Annotated in this window: 19 protein-coding genes and 1 pseudogene; 15 read left to right on the forward strand and 5 right to left on the reverse strand. The window is 62.7% G+C overall.

Annotation, left to right across the window (positions count from 1 at the left end):
• From QZ501_RS10675 to QZ501_RS10710, 8 genes are all read left to right on the forward strand, one after another.
• On the forward strand, nucleotides 1–929 hold a 929-nt coding region (locus tag QZ501_RS10675; RefSeq protein ID WP_295719359.1), incomplete at its 5' end, for an acyl-CoA dehydrogenase family protein.
• A gap of 16 nt (nucleotides 930–945) precedes the next feature.
• Nucleotides 946–1758, forward strand: a complete 813-nt coding sequence (locus tag QZ501_RS10680) for an SDR family oxidoreductase (protein ID WP_151441261.1) — start codon at nucleotides 946–948, stop codon at nucleotides 1756–1758.
• Between the two features lie 11 nt (nucleotides 1759–1769).
• Nucleotides 1770–2834 carry a phosphotransferase family protein gene (locus QZ501_RS10685; protein ID WP_160898524.1) on the forward strand — a complete coding sequence of 355 codons (1065 nt, stop codon included), beginning with the start codon at nucleotides 1770–1772 and terminating at the stop codon, nucleotides 2832–2834.
• Between the two features lie 10 nt (nucleotides 2835–2844).
• On the forward strand, nucleotides 2845–3537 hold the full coding sequence (locus tag QZ501_RS10690; RefSeq protein ID WP_151441259.1) for a histidine phosphatase family protein: 693 nt from the start codon (nucleotides 2845–2847) through the stop codon (nucleotides 3535–3537).
• Between the two features lie 201 nt (nucleotides 3538–3738).
• Entirely contained in the window at nucleotides 3739–4503 is a 765-nt protein-coding gene (locus QZ501_RS10695) for an SDR family oxidoreductase (RefSeq protein ID WP_151441258.1), read from the forward strand.
• A gap of 151 nt (nucleotides 4504–4654) precedes the next feature.
• Nucleotides 4655–6127, forward strand: coding sequence for a nodulation protein NfeD (locus QZ501_RS10700; protein WP_295719364.1), 1473 nt, complete (start codon nucleotides 4655–4657; stop codon nucleotides 6125–6127).
• Entirely contained in the window at nucleotides 6120–6971 is an 852-nt protein-coding gene (locus QZ501_RS10705; RefSeq protein WP_295719366.1) for a slipin family protein, read from the forward strand. The genes QZ501_RS10700 and QZ501_RS10705 overlap by 8 nt, the downstream gene beginning before the upstream one ends.
• Nucleotides 6968–7582 carry a DUF938 domain-containing protein gene (locus QZ501_RS10710; protein WP_295719368.1) on the forward strand — a complete coding sequence of 205 codons (615 nt, stop codon included), beginning with the start codon at nucleotides 6968–6970 and terminating at the stop codon, nucleotides 7580–7582. Before QZ501_RS10705 ends, QZ501_RS10710 begins: the two co-directional genes overlap by 4 nt.
• On the opposite strand, the gene QZ501_RS10715 is transcribed toward QZ501_RS10710, so the two are convergent.
• Entirely contained in the window at nucleotides 7579–8628 is a 1050-nt protein-coding gene (locus QZ501_RS10715) for a methyltransferase domain-containing protein (protein ID WP_295719371.1), read from the reverse strand. The genes QZ501_RS10710 and QZ501_RS10715 overlap by 4 nt on opposite strands.
• Before the next feature lie 119 nt (nucleotides 8629–8747).
• Here QZ501_RS10715 and QZ501_RS10720 point away from each other — a divergent pair, with 119 nt between their 5' ends.
• Nucleotides 8748–9341, forward strand: coding sequence for a class I SAM-dependent methyltransferase (locus QZ501_RS10720; RefSeq protein WP_151441617.1), 594 nt, complete (start codon nucleotides 8748–8750; stop codon nucleotides 9339–9341).
• Here the strand turns inward: QZ501_RS10720 and fdxA are convergent.
• Together fdxA and mutS are read right to left on the reverse strand one after the other, a co-directional pair.
• Entirely contained in the window at nucleotides 9338–9670 is a 333-nt protein-coding gene (gene fdxA, locus QZ501_RS10725) for a ferredoxin FdxA (RefSeq protein WP_151441574.1), read from the reverse strand. The two genes, QZ501_RS10720 and fdxA, sit on opposite strands and share 4 nt — an antisense overlap.
• A 68-nt stretch (nucleotides 9671–9738) precedes the next feature.
• Complete coding sequence (gene mutS, locus QZ501_RS10730) at nucleotides 9739–12333, reverse strand: DNA mismatch repair protein MutS (RefSeq protein WP_151441575.1); 2595 nt, start codon at nucleotides 12331–12333, stop codon at nucleotides 9739–9741.
• A gap of 78 nt (nucleotides 12334–12411) precedes the next feature.
• On the opposite strand from mutS, the gene QZ501_RS10735 reads away from it, so the two are divergent.
• The 4 genes from QZ501_RS10735 (at nucleotide 12412) to QZ501_RS10750 (ending at nucleotide 15083) form a co-directional block, all read left to right on the forward strand.
• Nucleotides 12412–12912 (forward strand): CinA family protein, encoded by a 501-nt coding sequence (locus QZ501_RS10735; protein WP_151441576.1) that lies wholly within the window; start codon nucleotides 12412–12414, stop codon nucleotides 12910–12912.
• Nucleotides 12913–13023: 111 nt separating this feature from the next.
• Nucleotides 13024–14091, forward strand: coding sequence for a recombinase RecA (gene recA / locus QZ501_RS10740; protein ID WP_160898519.1), 1068 nt, complete (start codon nucleotides 13024–13026; stop codon nucleotides 14089–14091).
• Nucleotides 14092–14094: 3 nt separating this feature from the next.
• The gene (locus QZ501_RS10745) at nucleotides 14095–14355 is read left to right on the forward strand and encodes a YheU family protein (protein WP_151441578.1); all 261 of its coding nucleotides are present in this window, start codon (nucleotides 14095–14097) and stop codon (nucleotides 14353–14355) included.
• Nucleotides 14352–15083: a hypothetical protein gene (locus QZ501_RS10750; protein ID WP_151441579.1), complete on the forward strand. Its 732-nt coding sequence runs from the start codon at nucleotides 14352–14354 to the stop codon at nucleotides 15081–15083. The genes QZ501_RS10745 and QZ501_RS10750 overlap by 4 nt, the downstream gene beginning before the upstream one ends.
• Nucleotides 15084–15092: 9 nt before the next feature.
• Here the strand turns inward: QZ501_RS10750 and QZ501_RS10755 are convergent, their stop codons facing one another.
• The gene (locus QZ501_RS10755) at nucleotides 15093–15611 is read right to left on the reverse strand and encodes a hypothetical protein (protein WP_151441580.1); all 519 of its coding nucleotides are present in this window, start codon (nucleotides 15609–15611) and stop codon (nucleotides 15093–15095) included.
• A 200-nt stretch (nucleotides 15612–15811) separates the two neighbouring features.
• Between QZ501_RS10755 and QZ501_RS10760 the strand changes: the two genes are divergently transcribed.
• Nucleotides 15812–18190 carry an AAA family ATPase gene (locus tag QZ501_RS10760; protein WP_160898517.1) on the forward strand — a complete coding sequence of 793 codons (2379 nt, stop codon included), beginning with the start codon at nucleotides 15812–15814 and terminating at the stop codon, nucleotides 18188–18190.
• On the opposite strand, the gene QZ501_RS10765 is transcribed toward QZ501_RS10760, so the two are convergent.
• Nucleotides 18156–18734 carry an alpha-ketoglutarate-dependent dioxygenase AlkB gene (locus tag QZ501_RS10765; protein WP_295719385.1) on the reverse strand — a complete coding sequence of 193 codons (579 nt, stop codon included), beginning with the start codon at nucleotides 18732–18734 and terminating at the stop codon, nucleotides 18156–18158. The genes QZ501_RS10760 and QZ501_RS10765 overlap by 35 nt on opposite strands.
• 84 nt (nucleotides 18735–18818) lie before the next feature.
• Between QZ501_RS10765 and QZ501_RS10770 the strand changes: the two are divergent.
• A pseudogene (locus tag QZ501_RS10770) lies at nucleotides 18819–19188 on the forward strand (M23 family peptidase); the annotation flags it as partial.

A 19188-nucleotide genomic window follows, 5' to 3' on the forward strand; every position in this document is an offset into this window, starting at 1 on the left:
CGGAGATCTGCAACTGCAACGCGCCGGATACCGGCAACATGGAGGTGCTCTACTACTACGGCTCTGAGGAACAGCAGGAGCGGTGGCTCAAGCCGCTTCTGGCGGGCGAGATCCGTTCGGCGTTCTGCATGACGGAGCCGGATGTCGCCTCCTCGGATGCGACCAACATGGAGGCGACCGCGACCATCGAGGGCGATGAAGTGGTGCTGAACGGGCGCAAGTGGTGGAGCACGGGTATCGGCCACCCGAACTGCCAGGTGCTGATCTTCATGGGCCTGACCGATCCGGACGCCAACCGTCACCAGCGCCATTCCATGGTGGTGGTCCCGAAGGACACACCCGGTGTAAAGGTCGAGCGGATGCTGAAGGTGTTCGGGGATGAGGATGCCCCTCATGGTCACGGCGAAGTGAGCTTCGACAACGTCCGGCTGCCGAAGAGTGCCATCATAAAGGCACCGGGGGCCGGTTTCGAGATTGCCCAGGGGCGGCTCGGGCCGGGCCGCGTGCACCACTGCATGCGGGCCATCGGTGCCGCTGAGCGGGCACTGGAGAAGATGATCCGCCGGGCCAACTCGCGTGAAGCCTTCGGTAAGCCGCTGTCGAAGCTCGGCGGTAATCCGGACATCATCGCCCGGGCACGCATGAACATCGAACAGGCGCGGCTGCTGACGCTCAAGACCGCTTGGCTGCTGGATACCAAGGGTGTCGGCGGCGCACTGAGCGAAGTGTCACAGATCAAGGCCGTGGTTCCGGAGATGCTGTGTACCATTGTGGACCAGGCCATCCAGATGCACGGTGGCGGTGGCGTCAGTGACGATCACGAGCTGGCCGCCATGTACGGCGCGGCGCGGTCACTGCGGCTGGCGGATGGGCCGGATGAGGTGCACCGGGCCATGGTGGCAAGGCTTGAGCTGGCCAAATACCGATAACAAAGGAAGACAACGCATGAGCCAACGGGTATTCATCACCGGCGGGGCCAGTGGCCTCGGCCGGGCACTGGCACTGAACTACGCCCGCCAGGGCGCACGGGTTTGCATTGGCGACATCACGCCGGAACAGGGTGTGGAAACCGAAAGTGCCATTAACGAGGCCGGCGGCGAGGGACTTTTCCTCGAATGCGACGTACGCCGGCTCAACAGTCTTGAAAAGGCAAAGGACGCCCTGGTGGAGCGCTGGGGTGGCGTGGACGTGGTCGTCAACAACGCGGGTGTAGCCTCTGCAGGCTCCATCGAGGACACCACCATCTCGGACTGGGAGTGGATCCTGGACATCAACGTCATGGGTGTGGTCCGGGGCTGCAAGGTGTTCACACCGCTCCTCAAAGAGCAGGGGAGTGGCACCATCGTCAACATTGCCTCCATGGCGGGGCTGATGCTGGCACCGCTGATGTGCAGCTACAACGTCTCCAAGGCCGGCGTCATCGCGCTTTCCGAGACCATGAACCATGAGTTCCTCGACACCGGCGTGAACGTCTGTGTGGTCTGCCCGGCGTTTTTCCAGACAAACCTGACCTCGAGCATGCGTTCGAGCATTCCGGGCATCCAGAACAACGTGAACAAGCTGATGCAGCGCTCCAGCGTGACCGCGGACGATGTGGCGGAAGACATTGCCCGTGCCGTGCGCAAGGGGAGTTTCTGGGTGCTGCCGCACAAGACTGAACGCCGCCTGTGGTACATCAAGCGCGCCAGCCCGAAGGCTTTTGATTTCCTGCTGGGGATGGAAAGCAAGCGCTGGATGAAAAAGATGCAGAAGAACTGAGCGAGGCGACCATGACCCTGATTGATCAGCCAACGGAAACCCGCGAGGGCGAGGCGCTGGACCCGGCCGCGGTGGATCGCTTTATGAAGCAGCAGCTGCCTGAGCTGGAAGGCGAGCCTGTGATCCGCCAGTACCCGGGCGGCGCTTCAAACCTGACCTACCAGATCGACTACGGCGAGCGCTCCTTCGTCCTGCGCCGCCCTCCGTTCGGTCACAAGGCCAAATCGGCCCACGACATGCTGCGCGAGGCGCGCATCATGCGTGCACTCAAGCCGGTCTACCCCTATGTTCCGGATATCATCGCCATCTGCGATGACCATGACGTGCTCGGTGACGAGTTCTACGTGATGGAACGCCTCAAGGGCATCATCCTGCGTCAGGATTTTCCCGAGGGTTTCGAGCTCAGTGAGCAGGACACCCGCAAGCTGTGCGGCAACGTGGTCGACAAGCTGGTGGACCTGCACCGGGTGGATTATCAGGCCGCGGGTCTGGATCAGATCGGCAAGGGGGCAGGCTATGTGAAGCGCCAGATTGACGGCTGGAGTGATCGCTTCCGCAAGGCCCGTACCGACGATGTGAGCGACTTCGAGCCGGTCATGACCTGGTTGCAGGAGAAGATGCCGGAGGATGTGGCCACCTGCGTTATCCATAACGATTTCCGCTTCGACAACGTCGTGCTGAACCCGGAGAACCCCTTTGAGGTGATCGGCATTCTGGACTGGGAAATGGCGACGCTTGGCGATCCGCTGATGGATCTGGGCAACAGCCTGGCCTACTGGGTGCAGGCGGACGACGACCAGTTTTTCCAGATGCTGAGGCGTCAGCCCACGCACCGGCCGGGCATGATGAGCCGGGAAGAGGTGGTGGCCTATTACATGGAGCGCTCCGGCTTCCATGCGGACAACTTCGACTTCTATGAGGTCTACGGGCTGTTCCGCCTGGCGGGCATCGTGCAGCAGATCTATTACCGCTACTACCACGGTCAGACCCAGGACAAGCGCTTTGCGGGCTTCGGCCAGGCAGCGAATTACCTGGAGCAGCGCTGCAAGCGGTTGATCGAGAAGAGCAGCCTGTAGGAGCGGATCGATGGCAACACTCCACCTGATCCGTCATGGGCAGGCGAGTTTCGGCGCGTCGGATTACGACCGGCTTTCGCAGCGTGGCTGGGAGCAGGGTCGGGTTCTGGGGCGCTGGATTGGCCGGCATACCCAGCCCGAACGGCTGTTCGGCGGTGAGTTGCGCCGTCATCGCGAGACCATAGAGGCGATGGCGGAAGGCTTCGGGGATGGGCTGCCGGAGGCGGCGGTGCACCCGGGGCTGAATGAGTTTGACCATCGGTCGGTGCTGGAGGCGTACCGGCCGGGGTGGGGAAACCCGGAGGAGATGGCCCGGCAGCTGGCGAAAGAGGCGGATCCGCGGAAGGCGTTCCAGCATGCGTTCAGTGAGGCGATCCGGCGCTGGATCGGGGGCGAGAACGAGGGGGATTATCCGGAGTCCTGGCGGGCGTTCAGGGAGCGTGTGCTGCAGGGGCTTGATGAGGTGATCCGGGATGCCGGGGATGCGAAGCATGTGTTCGTGGTGACCTCGGGTGGGCCGATCAGTGTGGTGGCCCAGTCGCTATTGGATCTGGATGACATGCGGGCGTTCCGGCTGAATGAGGTGCTGGCGAATGCGAGTGTGTCGCGGGTGCTGTTCAGTGGGGATCGGCGGTCGCTGGCTGTTTTTAACAGTTTTGGGCATCTCGAAGGGGAAGACCCGAAGTTGGTCACCTATCGATGAGAATCGTGATCTCAGGACTGCGAATGTGTTGCAGGAGTGGGAGCGGGGACGGCCAATCGGGAAACGCCACAAGTACATCCCTGTAGGCTGCTCTTCCGCCATCCATGGCTCCAGAGCTTCCCGATTGGCCGTCCCCGCTCCCACTCGACCGGCCATAACGATGACGCAACGAATGAAAACTGGAAAACAAGGAATTGGAAAATGAGTGATCTGTTTGACCTGACGGGCCGCATTGCCCTGGTAACCGGTGCCAGCCGTGGTATCGGCGAGGAAATTGCCAAGCTGCTGGCGAAGCAGGGGGCGCAGGTGATTGTGTCCAGCCGCAAGATTGATGGCTGTGAGGCGGTGGCGCAGGCGATCCGTGACGAGGGTGGCAAGGCTGAGGCCATTGCGTGCCATATCGGGGAGATGGAGCAGATTGAGGCCATCTTCGCGGATATTGAAGGGCGTTACGGGCGGCTGGATATCCTGGTGAACAATGCGGCGGCGAATCCGTACTTCGGTCCCATTGAGGACACGGATGAGGCGGCCTTCAACAAGACGGTGGATGTGAACATCCGGGGTTACTTCTTCATGACCAGCGCGGGTGTGAACCTGATGAAGAAGCATGGCGGTGGTTCCATTGTGAACGTGGCGTCGGTGAACGGGGTGATCCCGGGGCATTACCAGGGGATCTATTCCATCTCGAAGGCGGCGGTGATCCAGATGACCAAGTCGTTTGCCACCGAGCTGGGAACCAAGGGCGTGCGTGTGAACGCGCTGCTTCCGGGGCTGACGGATACGAAGTTCGCCAGTGCCCTGACCACCAACGATTCCATCAAGCAGCAGGCACTGGCGCATATCCCGCAGAAGCGGATTGCGGAGCCGAGCGAGATGGCCGGGGCGGTGCTTTACCTGGTCTCGGATGCGGCCAGCTACACCACGGGCACCTGCCTGAACGTGGATGGTGGTTACCTCACCGTGTAACGTCTCCCCTATCCTGTAGGAGCGCGCCTCGCGCGCGATACGATCGAATGATCGCGAGCAGGGCTCGCTTCTACGGGTCATTCTTCTCTTGTCAAACCACCTGAAATCCACCATCTTTCATTGGAGAACCTCTTTTCAGGGAAGAGCTTCAATGCGTCGACTGCCACGTCTGGTTTCACTGCTCCTGCTTTTCGCCGGTGCCCTGCTGTTGAGTGTTCAGGCTCAGGAGGCAGGGGATGATGGCCGTGCGCCGGCGGATGTCCGGGTTATGACGATCCAGGAGGCGATTGGGCCGGCGGTGTCGGATTGGTTCCTGCGCACGTTGGCGGATGCGGAGGCGCAGGGGGCGGATCTTCTCGTGGTGGAGCTGGATACGCCGGGGGGGCTGAGTAAGTCCATGCGGGACATGATCCAGGGCATCCTCTCCTCAAAGGTGCCGGTGGCAACCTACGTGACGCCCCGTGGCGCGCGGGCGGCGAGCGCCGGAACCTATCTTCTCTATGCGTCCCATGTGGCGGCCATGGCGCCGGCGACCAATCTGGGCTCGGCGACGCCGGTGCAGATCGGTGGCGGGGGGGGTCAGGATGAGGGGGGTGGTTCCCCGTTCAGCCTCCAGGCCGACGATGGCGCCGCGGCTGATGAGACCGGCAAAGACGGTACTGCCGAGGGGGCGTCAGAGGAGGGAGATGGAGCATCAGCCGGGCAGAGTGGCGATGCCGGTAACGCCAGTGCCATGGAGAAGAAGGTGATCAATGATGCCGTGGCCTACATTCGTGGCCTGGCGGAGCTGCGTGGGCGCAATGCGGACTGGGCGGAGCAGGCAGTGCGCGAGGCGGTGAACCTCTCCTCGAGTGCGGCGCTTGAGAAGAATGTGATCGATATCCGTGCTGACAGTCTTGAGGACATGCTTGCCCAGGCGGACGCCATGGAAGTGGATGTGGATGGCGTGATGCAGACGCTGACCCTGGCCGATCACCGCATCAGTCGTATCCAGAAGGACTGGCGCACCGAGTTCCTGACGGTGATCACGGATCCGAGTGTGGCGTACATTCTGATGCTGGTGGGCATCTATGGCCTGATCCTGGAGTTCTACAACCCGGGCATGGGTGTGCCCGGCGTCGTGGGCGCCATCTGTCTGCTGGTGGGGCTGTACGCATTGCAGATGCTGCCCATTAGCTATGTGGGGCTGGCACTGATGCTGCTGGGGATCGGGCTGATGGTGGTTGAGGCGGTTTCCCCGAGTTTCGGGATCCTGGGGGTCGGTGGGGCCGTGGCCTTTGTGATCGGCTCCGTCATGCTGATGGACACGGACCTGCCGGGCTACCAGATCGCCATGCCTGTGATCGCGGCATTTTCGGTATCGACCTTCCTGATCATGGTGCTGGTGCTGCGCATGGCACTGCAGTCAACGCGCAAAGCGGTGGTCAGCGGCTCTGAGGGTATGCAGGGCACTACGGCCGTGGCAATACGGGACTTTGACGGGGGGGTAGGTTGGGTGCGTGTGCTTGGCGAGATCTGGCAGGCGCACTCGGCGGATCCGGTTCGTGAAGGAGATGTTGTGGTTATCCAGAACGTGGAAGGACTCAAACTGACAGTCAGGTCGGAGGGCCAGTCGAATGATTGAATATTTCACCATAGCCATTGTACTGATCGTCATCAGTCTGCTGGTGAGCATGTTCCGGATCCTGCGGGAGTACGAGCGGGGTGTGATCTTCCTGCTGGGCCGGTTCCAGAAAGTGAAGGGGCCGGGGCTGATCATCGTGATCCCGTTCATTCAGCAGATGGTGCGCACGGATCTGCGGACGATTGTCCTGGATGTGCCTTCTCAGGACGTGATCTCGCGGGATAACGTCTCGGTGAAGGTCAATGCGGTGCTGTATTTCCGGGTGATGGATCCACAGAATGCGGTCATCAACGTGGAGAATTTCTATGCGGCCACCAGCCAGCTGGCTCAGACCACGCTGCGTTCGGTGCTGGGCAAGCATGAGCTGGACGACATGCTGGCCTCCCGGGACCAGCTTAATGAGGACATCCAGGAGATTCTGGATGCCCAGACCGACGCCTGGGGCATCAAGGTCGCAAACGTTGAGATCAAGCACGTGGATCTGGACGAGTCCATGATCCGCGTGATTGCGCGCCAGGCGGAGGCTGAGCGTACACGGCGGGCCAAGATCATCCATGCCGAGGGTGAGCAGCAAGCCTCCGAGCGGCTGCTGGAGGCGGCGCGGACGCTGTCGAAGCGTTCCGAGGCGTTGCAGCTGCGGTATCTGCAGACTCTCACCGATATCGCCAATGATAAGACCAATACCATTGTCTTCCCGGTGGACCTGCTGCGGGACCTGAAAAAGACCGTGGCCGGGATGGAAACGCCGGAGCCGGATGATGGGGGTGAGGAGCCGGCTCATTCGTCTTCGGAGTTTCCGGATACCAGTACGGTTCTCGGCGGAGAAGAGAGTGGTAAAGCATGACGGAAACACCAGAGAAACCCTTTGCGCCGGCCTGTGAGCGCAATCAGGAACCGATCCGGGAGGTTCTGGCAGAGGTCCTGACCCAGCCCGCGAAGGTGCTGGAGCTGGGCAGCGGGACCGGCCAGCATGCGGTCTATATGGCGTGCCACCTGCCGCACCTGGAGTGGCAGCCCACGGACATCGCCGAGAATCTTGATGGCATCCGGCAATGGCGGCGTGAGGCGAAGCTGCGCAATGTGCGTGACCCACTGGAGGTGGACGCGCTTGATGCTGGGGTCCGTCTGGGGGAAACCTTTGATGCGGTGTTCACTGCCAACACCGTGCATTTCGTGTCCTGGCGCATCGTTAACGGTCTGCTGGCAATCAGCGCCGCCCACCTGCGCCAGGGCGGTGATCTGCTGATCTATGGGCCCTTCAATGAGGATGGTGGCTACACCAGTGAGGGCAACGCGGAGCTGGATGCCTGGCTCCAGGAGCGGGATCCGTCCAGCGGCATCAAGGACCGGGCGGTCTTCAATGCGCTGGCGGCGGATTATGGTTTCGAGGCCGTGGAACGTTTCCGCATGCCGGCCAACAACCAGCTCCTGAGATTTGTGCGCGGCAGCGCCTAGCAGCAGCTGCCGCCCGCCCCCTCCGTTCCGGACTCGGGGCCATCAAAGGGCAGTGCCGTGCCGCAGCCCTCGAATATCCCGAAATGGGTGCTGAAATCGCCGATGAACCTGAAATGCTCGGCAAAGCGGGTATCCGCCAGCATCATCCAGGTGTTGCCGCAGACCGGGAAGACGCGGCCGCGCTCAATGTGGTGGTGTTTGTCCAGCCGGCATACCGCATCCTCACCGGGAATCGTCCCCTGATAGATCACCGCCTGGCCGTAATCCTCGCAGTGGGGCTCCAGTCCGGGCAGCTTGAACAGGCGATAGGTGGCGGAGAAGAAGCGCGCCGGGGCGAGGCGTGCCTCAATGGCTTCGTTCTCGATGGTCAGCGGCCGGTCTTCCACCAGGCGCGGGTCGGTAAAGCCGGTCTTTCGGGCCAGGTTCTCGAAATCATTCCAGTAGAGGGCGCCCGAAAGGCACTCGCCGTACAGCACCGGATCCTCTTTCAGGTGTGCCGGTATGCGACGGTCGGCGTACACATCCGAGAAGTAGAATTCACCGCCGGGCTTGAGCACGCGCTGTACTTCCGACAGCACTTTCTCCTTGTCCGGGCTCAGGTTGATCACGCAGTTGGAGATGACGATGTCGAAGTAGTCGTCCTCAAGGTCCAGCTCGTCCAGCTGCTCAATGTAGCCCTCAAGAAAGCGCACGTTGGAACGGGCGTGGCCGAAGGCCTCCCTGTGGTACTCCTGGTGGCGGCGGGCGATGGCCAGCTGTTCCGGGGTCATGTCCACACCCACGACCTCACCCTGTTCACCGACCAGCTTCGACAGCACGTAACAGTCCCGGCCGCTGCCGCTGCCCAGATCCAGAATGCGCGCGCCCTCGAGAAGCTGGGGGGCGACCAGGCCACAGCCGTAATAGTGGGACAGCACTTCGTCGTGCAGGCTGGCGAGGATGGGCTTGAGCCATTCCGGTGGCGCCTGATCGCAACAGGCATTGGTCTGCAGGTCCTGGGTGCCCTGGAGCTGGCGGCCGTAGTAATCCTGAACGTCTTCTCTCATAATTCGCGTCGCTGTTCCGTTCTGTGACTGATCATCCGGGAGACCCATTGCAGGCGCCCATGTTACACAACGCCATACCCGATTGCCCGGTGTGTGAAAGCGGTACGACCGCGGCGTTCATGACGATTGGTGAGCGCGACTACTGGCGCTGCCATCAGTGCGAGGCCACCTTTCTTGAGCCTTCCCAGCGGCCCGAGCCGGCGGCGGAAAAAGCCGAGTATGACCAGCATGACAACGATGAAAGGGACCCGGGCTACCGGCGTTTCCTGGCGCGGCTCGCGGACGAACTGATGCCGCGCCTGACGCGGGGAGATCGGGTGCTGGATTTCGGCTGTGGCCCCGGACCCGCACTGGTGACCATGCTGCGCGAGGCGGGGTTCGCCGCCGATGGCTATGATCCCTTCTACGCGCCGGACGAGGCGCTTCTAGGGCGCTCGTACCAGGCGATCACCTGCACCGAGGTGGTTGAGCATCTGCATGACCCGGCAGCTACCTTCCGGCTGTTGGACCGGCTGCTGCTGCCTGGGGGCTGGCTGGGCGTGATGACCTGTTTCCAGACGGACGACGACCGGTTCGCCGGCTGGCACTACCGGCGGGATCCGACCCATGTGGTGTTCTACAGGGAAGCCACGCTGCACCGGGTCGCGGCGCGGTTCGGCTGGCACTGTGAGGTGCCACGCAAGGACGTGGCTCTTATGCGGAAACCGGTCTAGGCGCCGTCGCGCTCCAGGTACTGTTTCTTGCCCTTGACGCCATCCCATTGCTCGGCGTCTTCCGGCGGATCCTTCTTCTCTGTGATGTTCGGCCATTTGGCCGCCAGATCCGCGTTGATCTCCAGGAACTCCTCCTGGTCATCGGGCAGTTCGTCCTCGGAGTAGATGGCCTCGGCCGGACACTCCGGTTCACAGAGAGCACAGTCAATGCACTCGTCCGGGTCGATGGCGAGGAAGTTCGGCCCCTCGTAGAAACAGTCCACGGGGCAGACTTCCACGCAGTCGGTGTACTTGCACTTGATGCAGTTTTCAGTAACGACAAACGTCATGGTTACATCCTAGCGATGGTTCAGGCGGCTATTCTAGGGTCGGGCGACGGGGTCTGCAATGACCCGGCTCAATCGCCGCCAAGGCGTTCCCGCAGACGGGCCCGCAGCTCATACAGGGTGTTGAGCGCTTCACGCGGGCTCATGCCGTCCGGGTCGATTCCTAGGATATCACGTTCCTCTGGCGAGGGTTCCAGGCTGGCGAACATGTCCGCCTGCATGGCCGAGGCCGGAGCCGGTTCGGCGCGTGTTGCGCCGGCGCTGCCCTCGAGTTCGTCCAGTTTGCGCCGGGCATTGTCGATGACGTCCACCGGTACCCCTGCAAGCCGCGCCACCTGCAGCCCGTAGCTGCGGCTGGCGGCGCCCTCATGGACACTGTGCAGAAAGACGATGCTGTCCTCGTGCTCCGTGGCGGTAAGGTGGACGTTACGGGCGCTACCGGCCTGCTCCGGCAGGCTGGTGAGCTCAAAGTAGTGGGTGGCGAACAGGGTGTAGCTGCCGACATCCCGGGCCAGACGCTCGGCCGCTGCCCAGGCCAGCGACAGGCCGTCGAAGGTGCTGGTGCCGCGACCCACCTCGTCCATCAGTACCAGGCTCTCGGGCGTGGCGTTGTGCAGGATGTTGGCGGTTTCGGTCATTTCCACCATAAAGGTGGAGCGGCCGCTGGCGATGTCGTCCGAGGCGCCCATGCGGGTGAAGATGCGGTCCACCGGGCCCAGGGTGGCGCTTTCGGCCGGTACATGGCTGCCGCAGTAGGCGAGCAGGGTGATCAGCGCGGTCTGGCGCATGTAGGTGGATTTACCGCCCATGTTGGGGCCTGTGATCACCAGCATGCGGTTGCGGTCGTCCAGGTGCAGGTCGTTGGGCACGAAGGGGGCATCCTGGAGGTATTCCACCACCGGGTGACGGCCCTGGCTGATGGCGATGCCGGGTTCGTCACTGAATGCCGGGGCATTGAAGCGCAGGCTCTGGGCCCTTTCGGCGAAATTGGTCAGCACATCCAGCTCGCAGAGGGCACCTGCGGTTTCCTGGAGGTCCGAGAGATGTTCGCCCAGATGCTTCACGAGCTCGTCATAGAGATACTTCTCCCGCGCCAGGGCGCGGCTCTTCGCACTCAGGGCGCGGTCCTCGAACTCCTTGAGTTCGGGGGTGATGAACCGTTCGGCGTTCTTCAGCGTCTGCCGGCGGATGTATTCCGTGGGCGCATTGTGGGACTGGGTCCGGCTGATCTCGATGTAGTAGCCGTGAACCCGGTTGTAGCCCACCTTGAGAGTATTGATTCCGGTGCGCTCCCGTTCGCGCTCTTCCACCTGCATCAGGTAGTCGCCGGCGTTCTCGCTGAGGCTGGTGAGTTCGTCCAGTTCCCCGTCGTAGCCGGCACGCAGCACGCCACCGTCGCGTACTACCACCGGTGGGTTGTCCACAATCGCCCGTTCCAGCGTTTCCGCCAACACCGGGTAGGTTGCTATGCGTTCGGCGATTGCCTGCAGGTGGGGCAGCTCCAGGCGCGCCATGTCCTGTTGGAGTTCGGGCAGGGTGATCAGGGCATCGCGCAGCCGCGCCAGGTCCCTGGGCCGGGCGGAACCCAGACCGACCCGGGAGAGAATGCGCTCAATATCACCGATCCCGCGCAGGCGTTCGTGGATGGCCTCATGCTGATGATCGGTCAGCAGGGCGCTGACGCTGTCGCGGCGCTGGCGCACAGTCCCGGCATCGCGCAGGGGGCGATTGAGCCAGCGCCGCAGCAGCCGCCCGCCCATGGCGGTGGCAGTGCGGTCCATGACCGAGGCCAGCGTGTTCTGCTGGCCGCCGGCAAGGTTGGTGTCGATTTCCAGGTTGCGGCGGCTGGCCGCGTCCATGGAGACGCTCTCCTCACGCCGTTCGCGGCTGAGCCTGCGGATGTGCGGCAGGTTGTTGCGCTGGGTGTCACGAGCGTACTGCAGCAGGCAGCCGGCGGCCTGTATGGCCAGGGTCAGATCCTCGCAGCCGAAACCACGCAGGTCACGCACCTGCAGCTGGCGCGTCAGCAGCCGGTGAGCGGATTCCATCTCGAACAGCCAGGGACCCTGGCGGCGGATACCGCTGAAGCCTTCCAGCAGTTCCGGGCTGGGGAAGTCCTCGCTGATCAGGATCTCGGCGGGCTGCAGACGTTCCAGTTCGGCGCTCAGGGCCTCTTCCGAATCCAGCTCCTCAACGACGAACTGACCGGAGGAGATCTCCAGGGTGGCGATGCCGAAGGCCCCCTTGTGGGAATGTATCGCCATGAGCAGGTTGTCCCGGCGTTCCTCCAGCAGCGCCTCGTCGCTCAGGGTGCCCGGGGTGACGATGCGCACCACCTCGCGGTCCACCGGTCCCTTGCTGGTTTCCGGGTCACCGGTCTGTTCACAGATGGCGATGGCGTGGCCGCCGCGGACCAGGCGCGCGATGTAGTTTTCCGCCGAATGGTAGGGCACACCGGCCATGGGCACCGGCTGACCGGCGGACTGGCCGCGTGCGGTCAGGGTGATGTCCAGCATCTCGGCGGCGCGGCGTGCGTCCTCGTAGAACAGTTCGTAGAAGTCGCCCATGCGGTAGAACAGCAGCTCATTCGGGTGCTGGGCCTTGAGCTGCAGGTACTGGCGCATCATCGGCGTGTGGCTGTTGAGATCGGGTTCCGCTGCGGACATGATCTGTTCTTGAGCCTGCTGATCTGATGGAATGCACGATTCTAGTCCCATGAACCCGCGAACGAAACGGAGAGCCGTATGGGAGAGCCATCGGACGCCACCCTGGCGCGCAAGGCCGCCTCACTGGGCGAATGCCTGCGTGGCCAGGGGCGCGTGATCGCGACCGCCGAATCCTGCACCGGCGGCTGGGTCGCCAAATGCCTGACGGATACATCGGGCAGTTCCGATTACTTTGAGACCGGGCTGGTCACCTACAGCAATGAGGCCAAGGAAAAGCTTCTGGGTGTGCCCGCGGGCATTCTTGCCGGGCACGGAGCGGTATCCTCCGCCGTGGCCTCGGCCATGGTCTCCGGCACACTCGAGAAAACCGGGGCGGATGTGGCTTTGGCCGTCAGCGGTATTGCCGGGCCTGGCGGCGGCAGCGCGGAAAAACCCGTGGGCACTGTCTGGTTCGGCTGGGGGGTGGCGGGCAGCACCCCCGTTACCACCTGCAAACAGTTTGAAGGAGACCGTGATCAGGTCCGGCGCGAGGCGGTTGAGTTCGCCCTGAAGCGCCTCAAGCGCTGGCTGCAGGGATGACCGTTGAATCACTGATCAGGTCTGTGCATAATACTGTCCATACATACAGTTCAGGGTTCCTGGACAACGTCGTGACTACGGCAGGCACCAACCGACCAGAAGGCAGAAACAATGGATGACAACCGCAAAAAGGCACTGAATTCCGCGCTTTCCCAGATTGAACGCCAGTTCGGCAAGGGGGCGGTCATGAAGATGGGCGACCAGCCGCGGGAGGCCATGCCGGCGGTGTCCACCGGCTCCCTGGGGCTGGATGTCGCCCTGGGGATCGGTGGCCTGCCCCTGGGGCGGGTGGTCGAGATCTTTGGGCCGGAGTCCTCCGGCAAGACTACGCTTACGCTCCAGGTGATTGCGGAAGCCCAGCGCGAGGGCAAGACCTGCGCCTTTGTGGATGCCGAGCATGCCCTGGACCCGATCTATGCTGAAAAACTGGGCGTGGATATCAATGAGTTGCTGGTGTCCCAGCCGGATACAGGTGAGCAGGCGCTTGAGATCTGCGACATGCTGGTGCGCTCCGGCGCAGTCGATGCGGTTGTGGTGGACTCTGTGGCGGCTCTGACACCCAAGGCCGAAATTGAGGGCGAGATGGGCGACTCCCACGTCGGTCTGCAGGCGCGGCTGATGTCCCAGGCGCTGCGTAAGCTCACCGCCAGCGTGAAGACGTCAGGCACCATGCTGGTGTTCATCAACCAGATCCGGATGAAAATCGGCGTGATGTTCGGCTCGCCCGAGACCACAACGGGCGGTAACGCCCTCAAGTTCTACTCCTCGGTCCGCCTGGACATCCGGCGCACGGGGTCGGTCAAGGAAGGCGAGGAAGTGGTCGGTAATGAGACCCGGGTGAAGGTCGTCAAGAACAAGGTGGCGCCTCCCTTCCGACAGGCCGAGTTCCAGATCATGTACGGCACCGGCATCAACCGCATGGCCGAAATCGTTGATATGGGGGTCAAGGAAGGCCTGGTTGAGAAGTCCGGTGCCTGGTACAGCTACAAAGGCGACAAGATCGGCCAGGGTAAGGCGAATGCCAGCAAGTTCCTGAGTGACAATCCCGGAATCGCCAACGAGATCGAAACCCAGATCCGCGAGCGGCTGATGCCCAAACCCAATGAAGCCGCTGGCAAGAAAGACGAGGCATCCGGAGACGATGCGCTGGCCGAGGACGCCAGTGAGGATCTGCTCTGAGACATGGTGATCCCATCGGATCAGCTTTCAGGTGAGGCGCTCGAGGCATTGATCGAGGAGTATTGCCTCCGGGAAGCCGGGGGAGCGGATGTCGAGGATCCTCTGTCTGACTGCCGCGAGCAGGTGGCGCGGGCCGTGGCCCGTGGCCAGCTGGTCGTTCTGTATACCCCCTATAACCCCAACCAGGTAGCCACGCTGGTGCCGGCTGATCAACTGGACGACAATGAGGTTCCGGACGAACAGCAGGGGGAATCGGCACCGTGAATAAGTGGTCCACACTCGGGATAGAGCAGACCCATGATCCAGAGGCCATTGAGGCCGCTTTCGAGCATCAACTGAGGTTCGTGGATCCGGATTCCACTCCGGAGCGCTATCAGACACTGGTGCAGGCCTACGAGGCGGCCATGCGGGAGGCGGGAGCAGCACCGCAGGCCCGGGATTTCGGAGTTGATGTCGGTAATGACGGGGCGGCATCGGGGAAGGGCGTTGAATCTGTCCAGATGCCGGAGCCCGCGAGTCAGGAGGCTGAGATCCAGGCGGGCCGGGTGATGACGGAGTTGGAAACCGTGTTCTCAAATCCCGGCTGGCGGGACGATCTGCGCCGCTGGCGGGCCCAGCTTGAGAGCGAACGGGCCCACAAGCCCGGTGTGACTGAGGTACTGCGCTTCAGCCTGTTTGACTTCCTGTCCCGTCAGGCCAGGCCGGGTGAGCCACCTGTGACCGAGGAGGTCCTGGCCTATCTGGATGAGCGCCTTGGCTGGCACCAGCATCGGGCCCAGCTGGAACAAGCCTTTCCGCAGGAGCGGGTCAGGCTGCTTCTCGGTGGTGGCCCTCACAGCGCCGAGTCCCCCCTGGATATGGAAGGGCCTTTTCCCGAAGCGGGGGAGACGGAGGGCACCGGGAATCCCATGCCGAACGGCTTCGGGTTTGCGCTGATCGGCTGGATCATTGTGATGATCGTCCTGACCATGCTGTTCAGCGGAATGCGCTGAACAGCCAATTCAGCGCCGGTAACGGGCCATCTGGCGGCGGCAGAACGCCTCGATCTGGGAGAGGGCGTTGTCGATGGCGCGGGAGTAATGGCCTCGCATTGAGCAGTAGGTGAACTGGATGCCGAGTCGGTAATGCCCATCCGCTTCCCGGACACAGCTCTTGACCCGGCCGTTCACATCCGACTGCGTGATGTACTCGCCGCGGAAATCCATGCGCATGGAGGTGCCTTCCCGGAAGGCCTCCTCCGCCATAATGGCGACGCCGTAGCGGTTGATGTCCAGGCATTCCACGGGCCGGCTCTGGCGTTCCCAGTGCAGCAGGCGCCGTGCCCGCACGCGCACGCTGAGCCCGGGGGCGGCAAACCGGGGCTGGATCCGCTGCTCGCTTGCACTGCACTGACCGGACCAGGAGGTGGTCAGTGATGGGTCACCGCGACCCTGATTACGGCGTTTGTGATCCCTGCGCAGTGCAAGGGGCACGTCCGCGAGATGCATTGTGATCCCGGAGGAGTCACTCTGAGTACTCATGGGCGGTTGCTGCCTCTTGAATCGGATCGAGGTTTCTGCTTATTGCTAACATTGGATTGTCGCTCAATCGGTAACCGAGTCAAACCGGGGTCCGGGTGGCCTGTGACGCAGGTCACATTACAGGAGGTGCTTTGTGAATCCTGTTGAGGCCTGTAAAGTGCGATCTCTGACCGTTCCCCACAGATGACGGATTGATTGAGTTGAAGCCACTTCCCCAGAAACAGCTGTACAGGACCTGTGTCCTGAAGGATCTGCCGTTCCGTAACACGGATGCGCTGGATCCCCTGAATGAGATCGTTGGCCAGGACCGTGCCCGGGAGGCGGTCCGATTCGCCCTCGCCATGCCCCACAACGGCTACAACGTCTACGCGCTGGGCCGATCCGGACTGGGTAAGCGCACCATGATGCTGCGTTACCTGGCGCATCGGGATGAGACCCACGCACCGGCCAGCGACTGGTGCTACGTGGCGAATTATGACGACCCGCGCAATCCCAGGGTCCTGAAGCTGCCGGCCGGCGTCGGTGAACGGCTGCGCCATGATGTGGATCGGCTGGTTTCGCGCCTGGTCAAGGTCATCCCCCAGGCCTTCGACAGCGATACCTTCCAGAGCCGCTACGAGGATCTCAAGCAGAGCTATGCCGCGCGCCAGGAAGAGGCACTGAATGCCCTGGCACGCGAGGCGCGTGAGCAGGGCGTGGACCTGTCCATGACGACGCCCGGGGGATACCGGCTGACGGCACTCAACGGCAGTGAGCCGCATACCAACGAGTCCTTCAATGCGCTTTCCGAGGAGGAGAGGCGGGCGTTCGAGGAAATCATCCGTGAGCTTGAGAAGAAGCTGCGGCGTGTCATGCGCCAGATCGCGGAATGGGAAGAGGAACACGCCGAGCAGCAGCAGAAGCTGAACGAGGAAACGGTCGAGCATGTCGGGGCCCATCTGATTGATGAGCTGTCCGAGCGCTACAGTGACTATGAAGGGGTGCCCGACCACTTCCGGGCCATGAAGAAGGATATCGCGAATAATCTCGACATCTTTCTGGAGGATAGCGAAGATAAGGCTGCCTTTGCCTATGCCTCCATGGAGCAGCGCCTGCCCCGGCGCTATCGCATCAACCTGCTTGTATCCCGCCAGGATGAGTCCGTGCCGGTGGTTGTGGAGGACAATCCCACCTACCACAACCTGTTCGGGTTCATCGAGACCGTGACCTACAAGGGCACGGTCTACACGGATTTCTCGCTGATCCGGCCGGGCAGCCTGCACCGGGCCAATGGCGGCTACCTGCTCATGGACGCCACCAAGGTGCTTGAGCACGGCTTCGTGTGGGATGCGCTCAAGCGCGCCATCCGTTCGCGGGAAATCAGCATCCACTCTCTTGAGCGTGAGCTGACGCTGTCCGGAACTATTTCGCTGGAGCCGGAGGCGGTACCGCTGGACGTCAAGCTGGTGCTCTTCGGGGATCGCGAAACCTGGCTGCTGCTTCAGGAATATGACCCTGAGTTCGCGGAGCTGTTCCGGGTGACGGCGGATTTCGAGAACGAGATGCCGCGCACCACCGAGAGCCAGGTGCTCTACGCCAAGTTCATAGCCAGTCTGTGCCAGGACAAGGGCCTGTTGCCGTGCAGTAAACAGGCTGTGGCACGGGTGATCGAATACAGCTCACGGTTGGCGGAGCACCAGAACCGGCTGTCGCTGCATGCTGTGGACATCGCCAATGTGCTGCGCGAGGCGGACTTCCATGCCCGGAGCGGTGGCGAGGACGGGATTGATCCCGAGCATGTGGACCAGGCCCTGGTCAGTGCGGACTACCGCAGCGGGCGTATCCGGGACGAGTTCCTGCAGGGCTTTGCCGACGGTTCCATGCTGCTGTCGTTCAGCGGCCGTGCTGTGGGACAGGTCAACGGGCTTTCCGTACTCTCCACTGGCGGCTACGAATTCGGGCTGCCCAACCGGATCAGCGGGACCTGCCAGTACGGGGACGGGGATGTCATCCACATTGAGCGGGATGTGAAGCTCAGTGGCTCCATTCATTCCAAGGGGGTGATGATCCTTTCCGCATGGCTTTCGGCGCATTTTGCCCGTGAACAGCCCATGCCGCTTACCGCGACCCTCACCTTCGAGCAGTCCTACGCTGAGATCGATGGGGACAGCGCGTCCCTCGGCGAGCTCTGTGCCATTGTTTCGGCTCTGGCCGAGCAGCCGGTACGCCAGGACATGGCGGTTACGGGCTCGGTCAATCAGCACGGGGATGTGCAGCCGGTCGGGGGGCTCAACGAGAAAGTTGAAGGCTTCCTGGATGCCTGTGTGGCTCGGGGGGATGCGCAGGACAAGGCGGTCATCCTGCCGGCTTCGAACGTGCAGAACCTGATGCTGGCGAGGCGCGTGCGGGACGCCGTGAAGGCGAACGGCTTCCGGGTGTACGCCGTGTCACGGGTAGAGGAAGTGCTGGCGCTGATGCTGGAACTGCCGGTCGGTGAACCGGATCGCAATGGCCATTATCCGGCTGACAGCCTCTTCGGGCGCATTGAGCAGCGCCTGGCCGATCTCAGGCGTCGACAAGACGACGAAAAGTCAGATTGATCCGCGGCGACACCGGTTTCCGGGTTTTCGGCAGGGCGTGGTGCCAGTGGGACTGGACGCCTGCCGGCATTACCAGGAGGCTGTTGTGGGGCAGGTCGATGCTCAGGGTACGGCCATGATCCTCTCGGTGCCGGAAACGGAAGCGCCGGGTGCCGCCCAGGCTGAGTGAAGCGATTACCGGGGCGGGTCCCAGTTCGGGTTCGTCGTCACTGTGCCAGCCCATGCTGTCACTGCCATCGCGATAACGGTTGGCCAGCACACTGTTGAAATGCTCTCCGGCGATGTCACCCACCTGGCGCGCGAGCGGCCTGAGCCAGTCCGGCCACTGGGCCGGCTCCAGTGTCTGGCCCGAGTAGCGGTAGGTCAGGCCGTCCTCGGCGATCCAGCACTGCTCCCTGGGGATCAGGTGTTCCCGGCCGAAAAGGGTGATGCGGTCCTGCTTCCAGGGAATGCGCTCAAGCAGCAGCGCCAGCAGTTCATCCGCCTCTTCGGGCGCCAGAAAGGGGTGATGGAAGGGCAGCTGGAAGGGGGGCAGTTCGTACACCGGCACGGCTCCGCGGTTGCAGTTGTTCATCAGGTTCGCTAACAATAACGGGCGTCTGCCCGCTCTCAAACCCGGAGGTTCCGCGTGTCGCGCCTTCTTTGGCTGTTCTGTCTTGTCTTTCTTCCCGCTGCGGGTGTGGCTCTCGAGCTGGAAGGGCCCAGAACCCAGGGGACCCTGCTCAGGGGCAGTGTGGAGCCGGGCAGTGAGATCCGCCTCAATGGTGATGCCGTGGCCACCACTGAATCCGGGCGCTTCGCCGTCGGCTTCGGGCGTGACGCGGAACTGAGCCATGAACTGGTGGTGGTCGGCCCTGAGGGTGAGCGCAACAGCCGAACCATCGAGCTGGAGAAGCGGGACTATGACATCCAGCGGGTGGAGGGCGTTCCCCAGGAGACCGTGACCCCCGGTGAAGAGGCGCTGGAGCGGATCCGGGCGGAAGCGCGGCGGGTGAGCG

Source organism: uncultured Halovibrio sp., assembly GCF_913056445.1.
Classification (GTDB): Bacteria; Pseudomonadota; Gammaproteobacteria; order Pseudomonadales; family Oleiphilaceae; genus Halospina; species Halospina utahensis_B.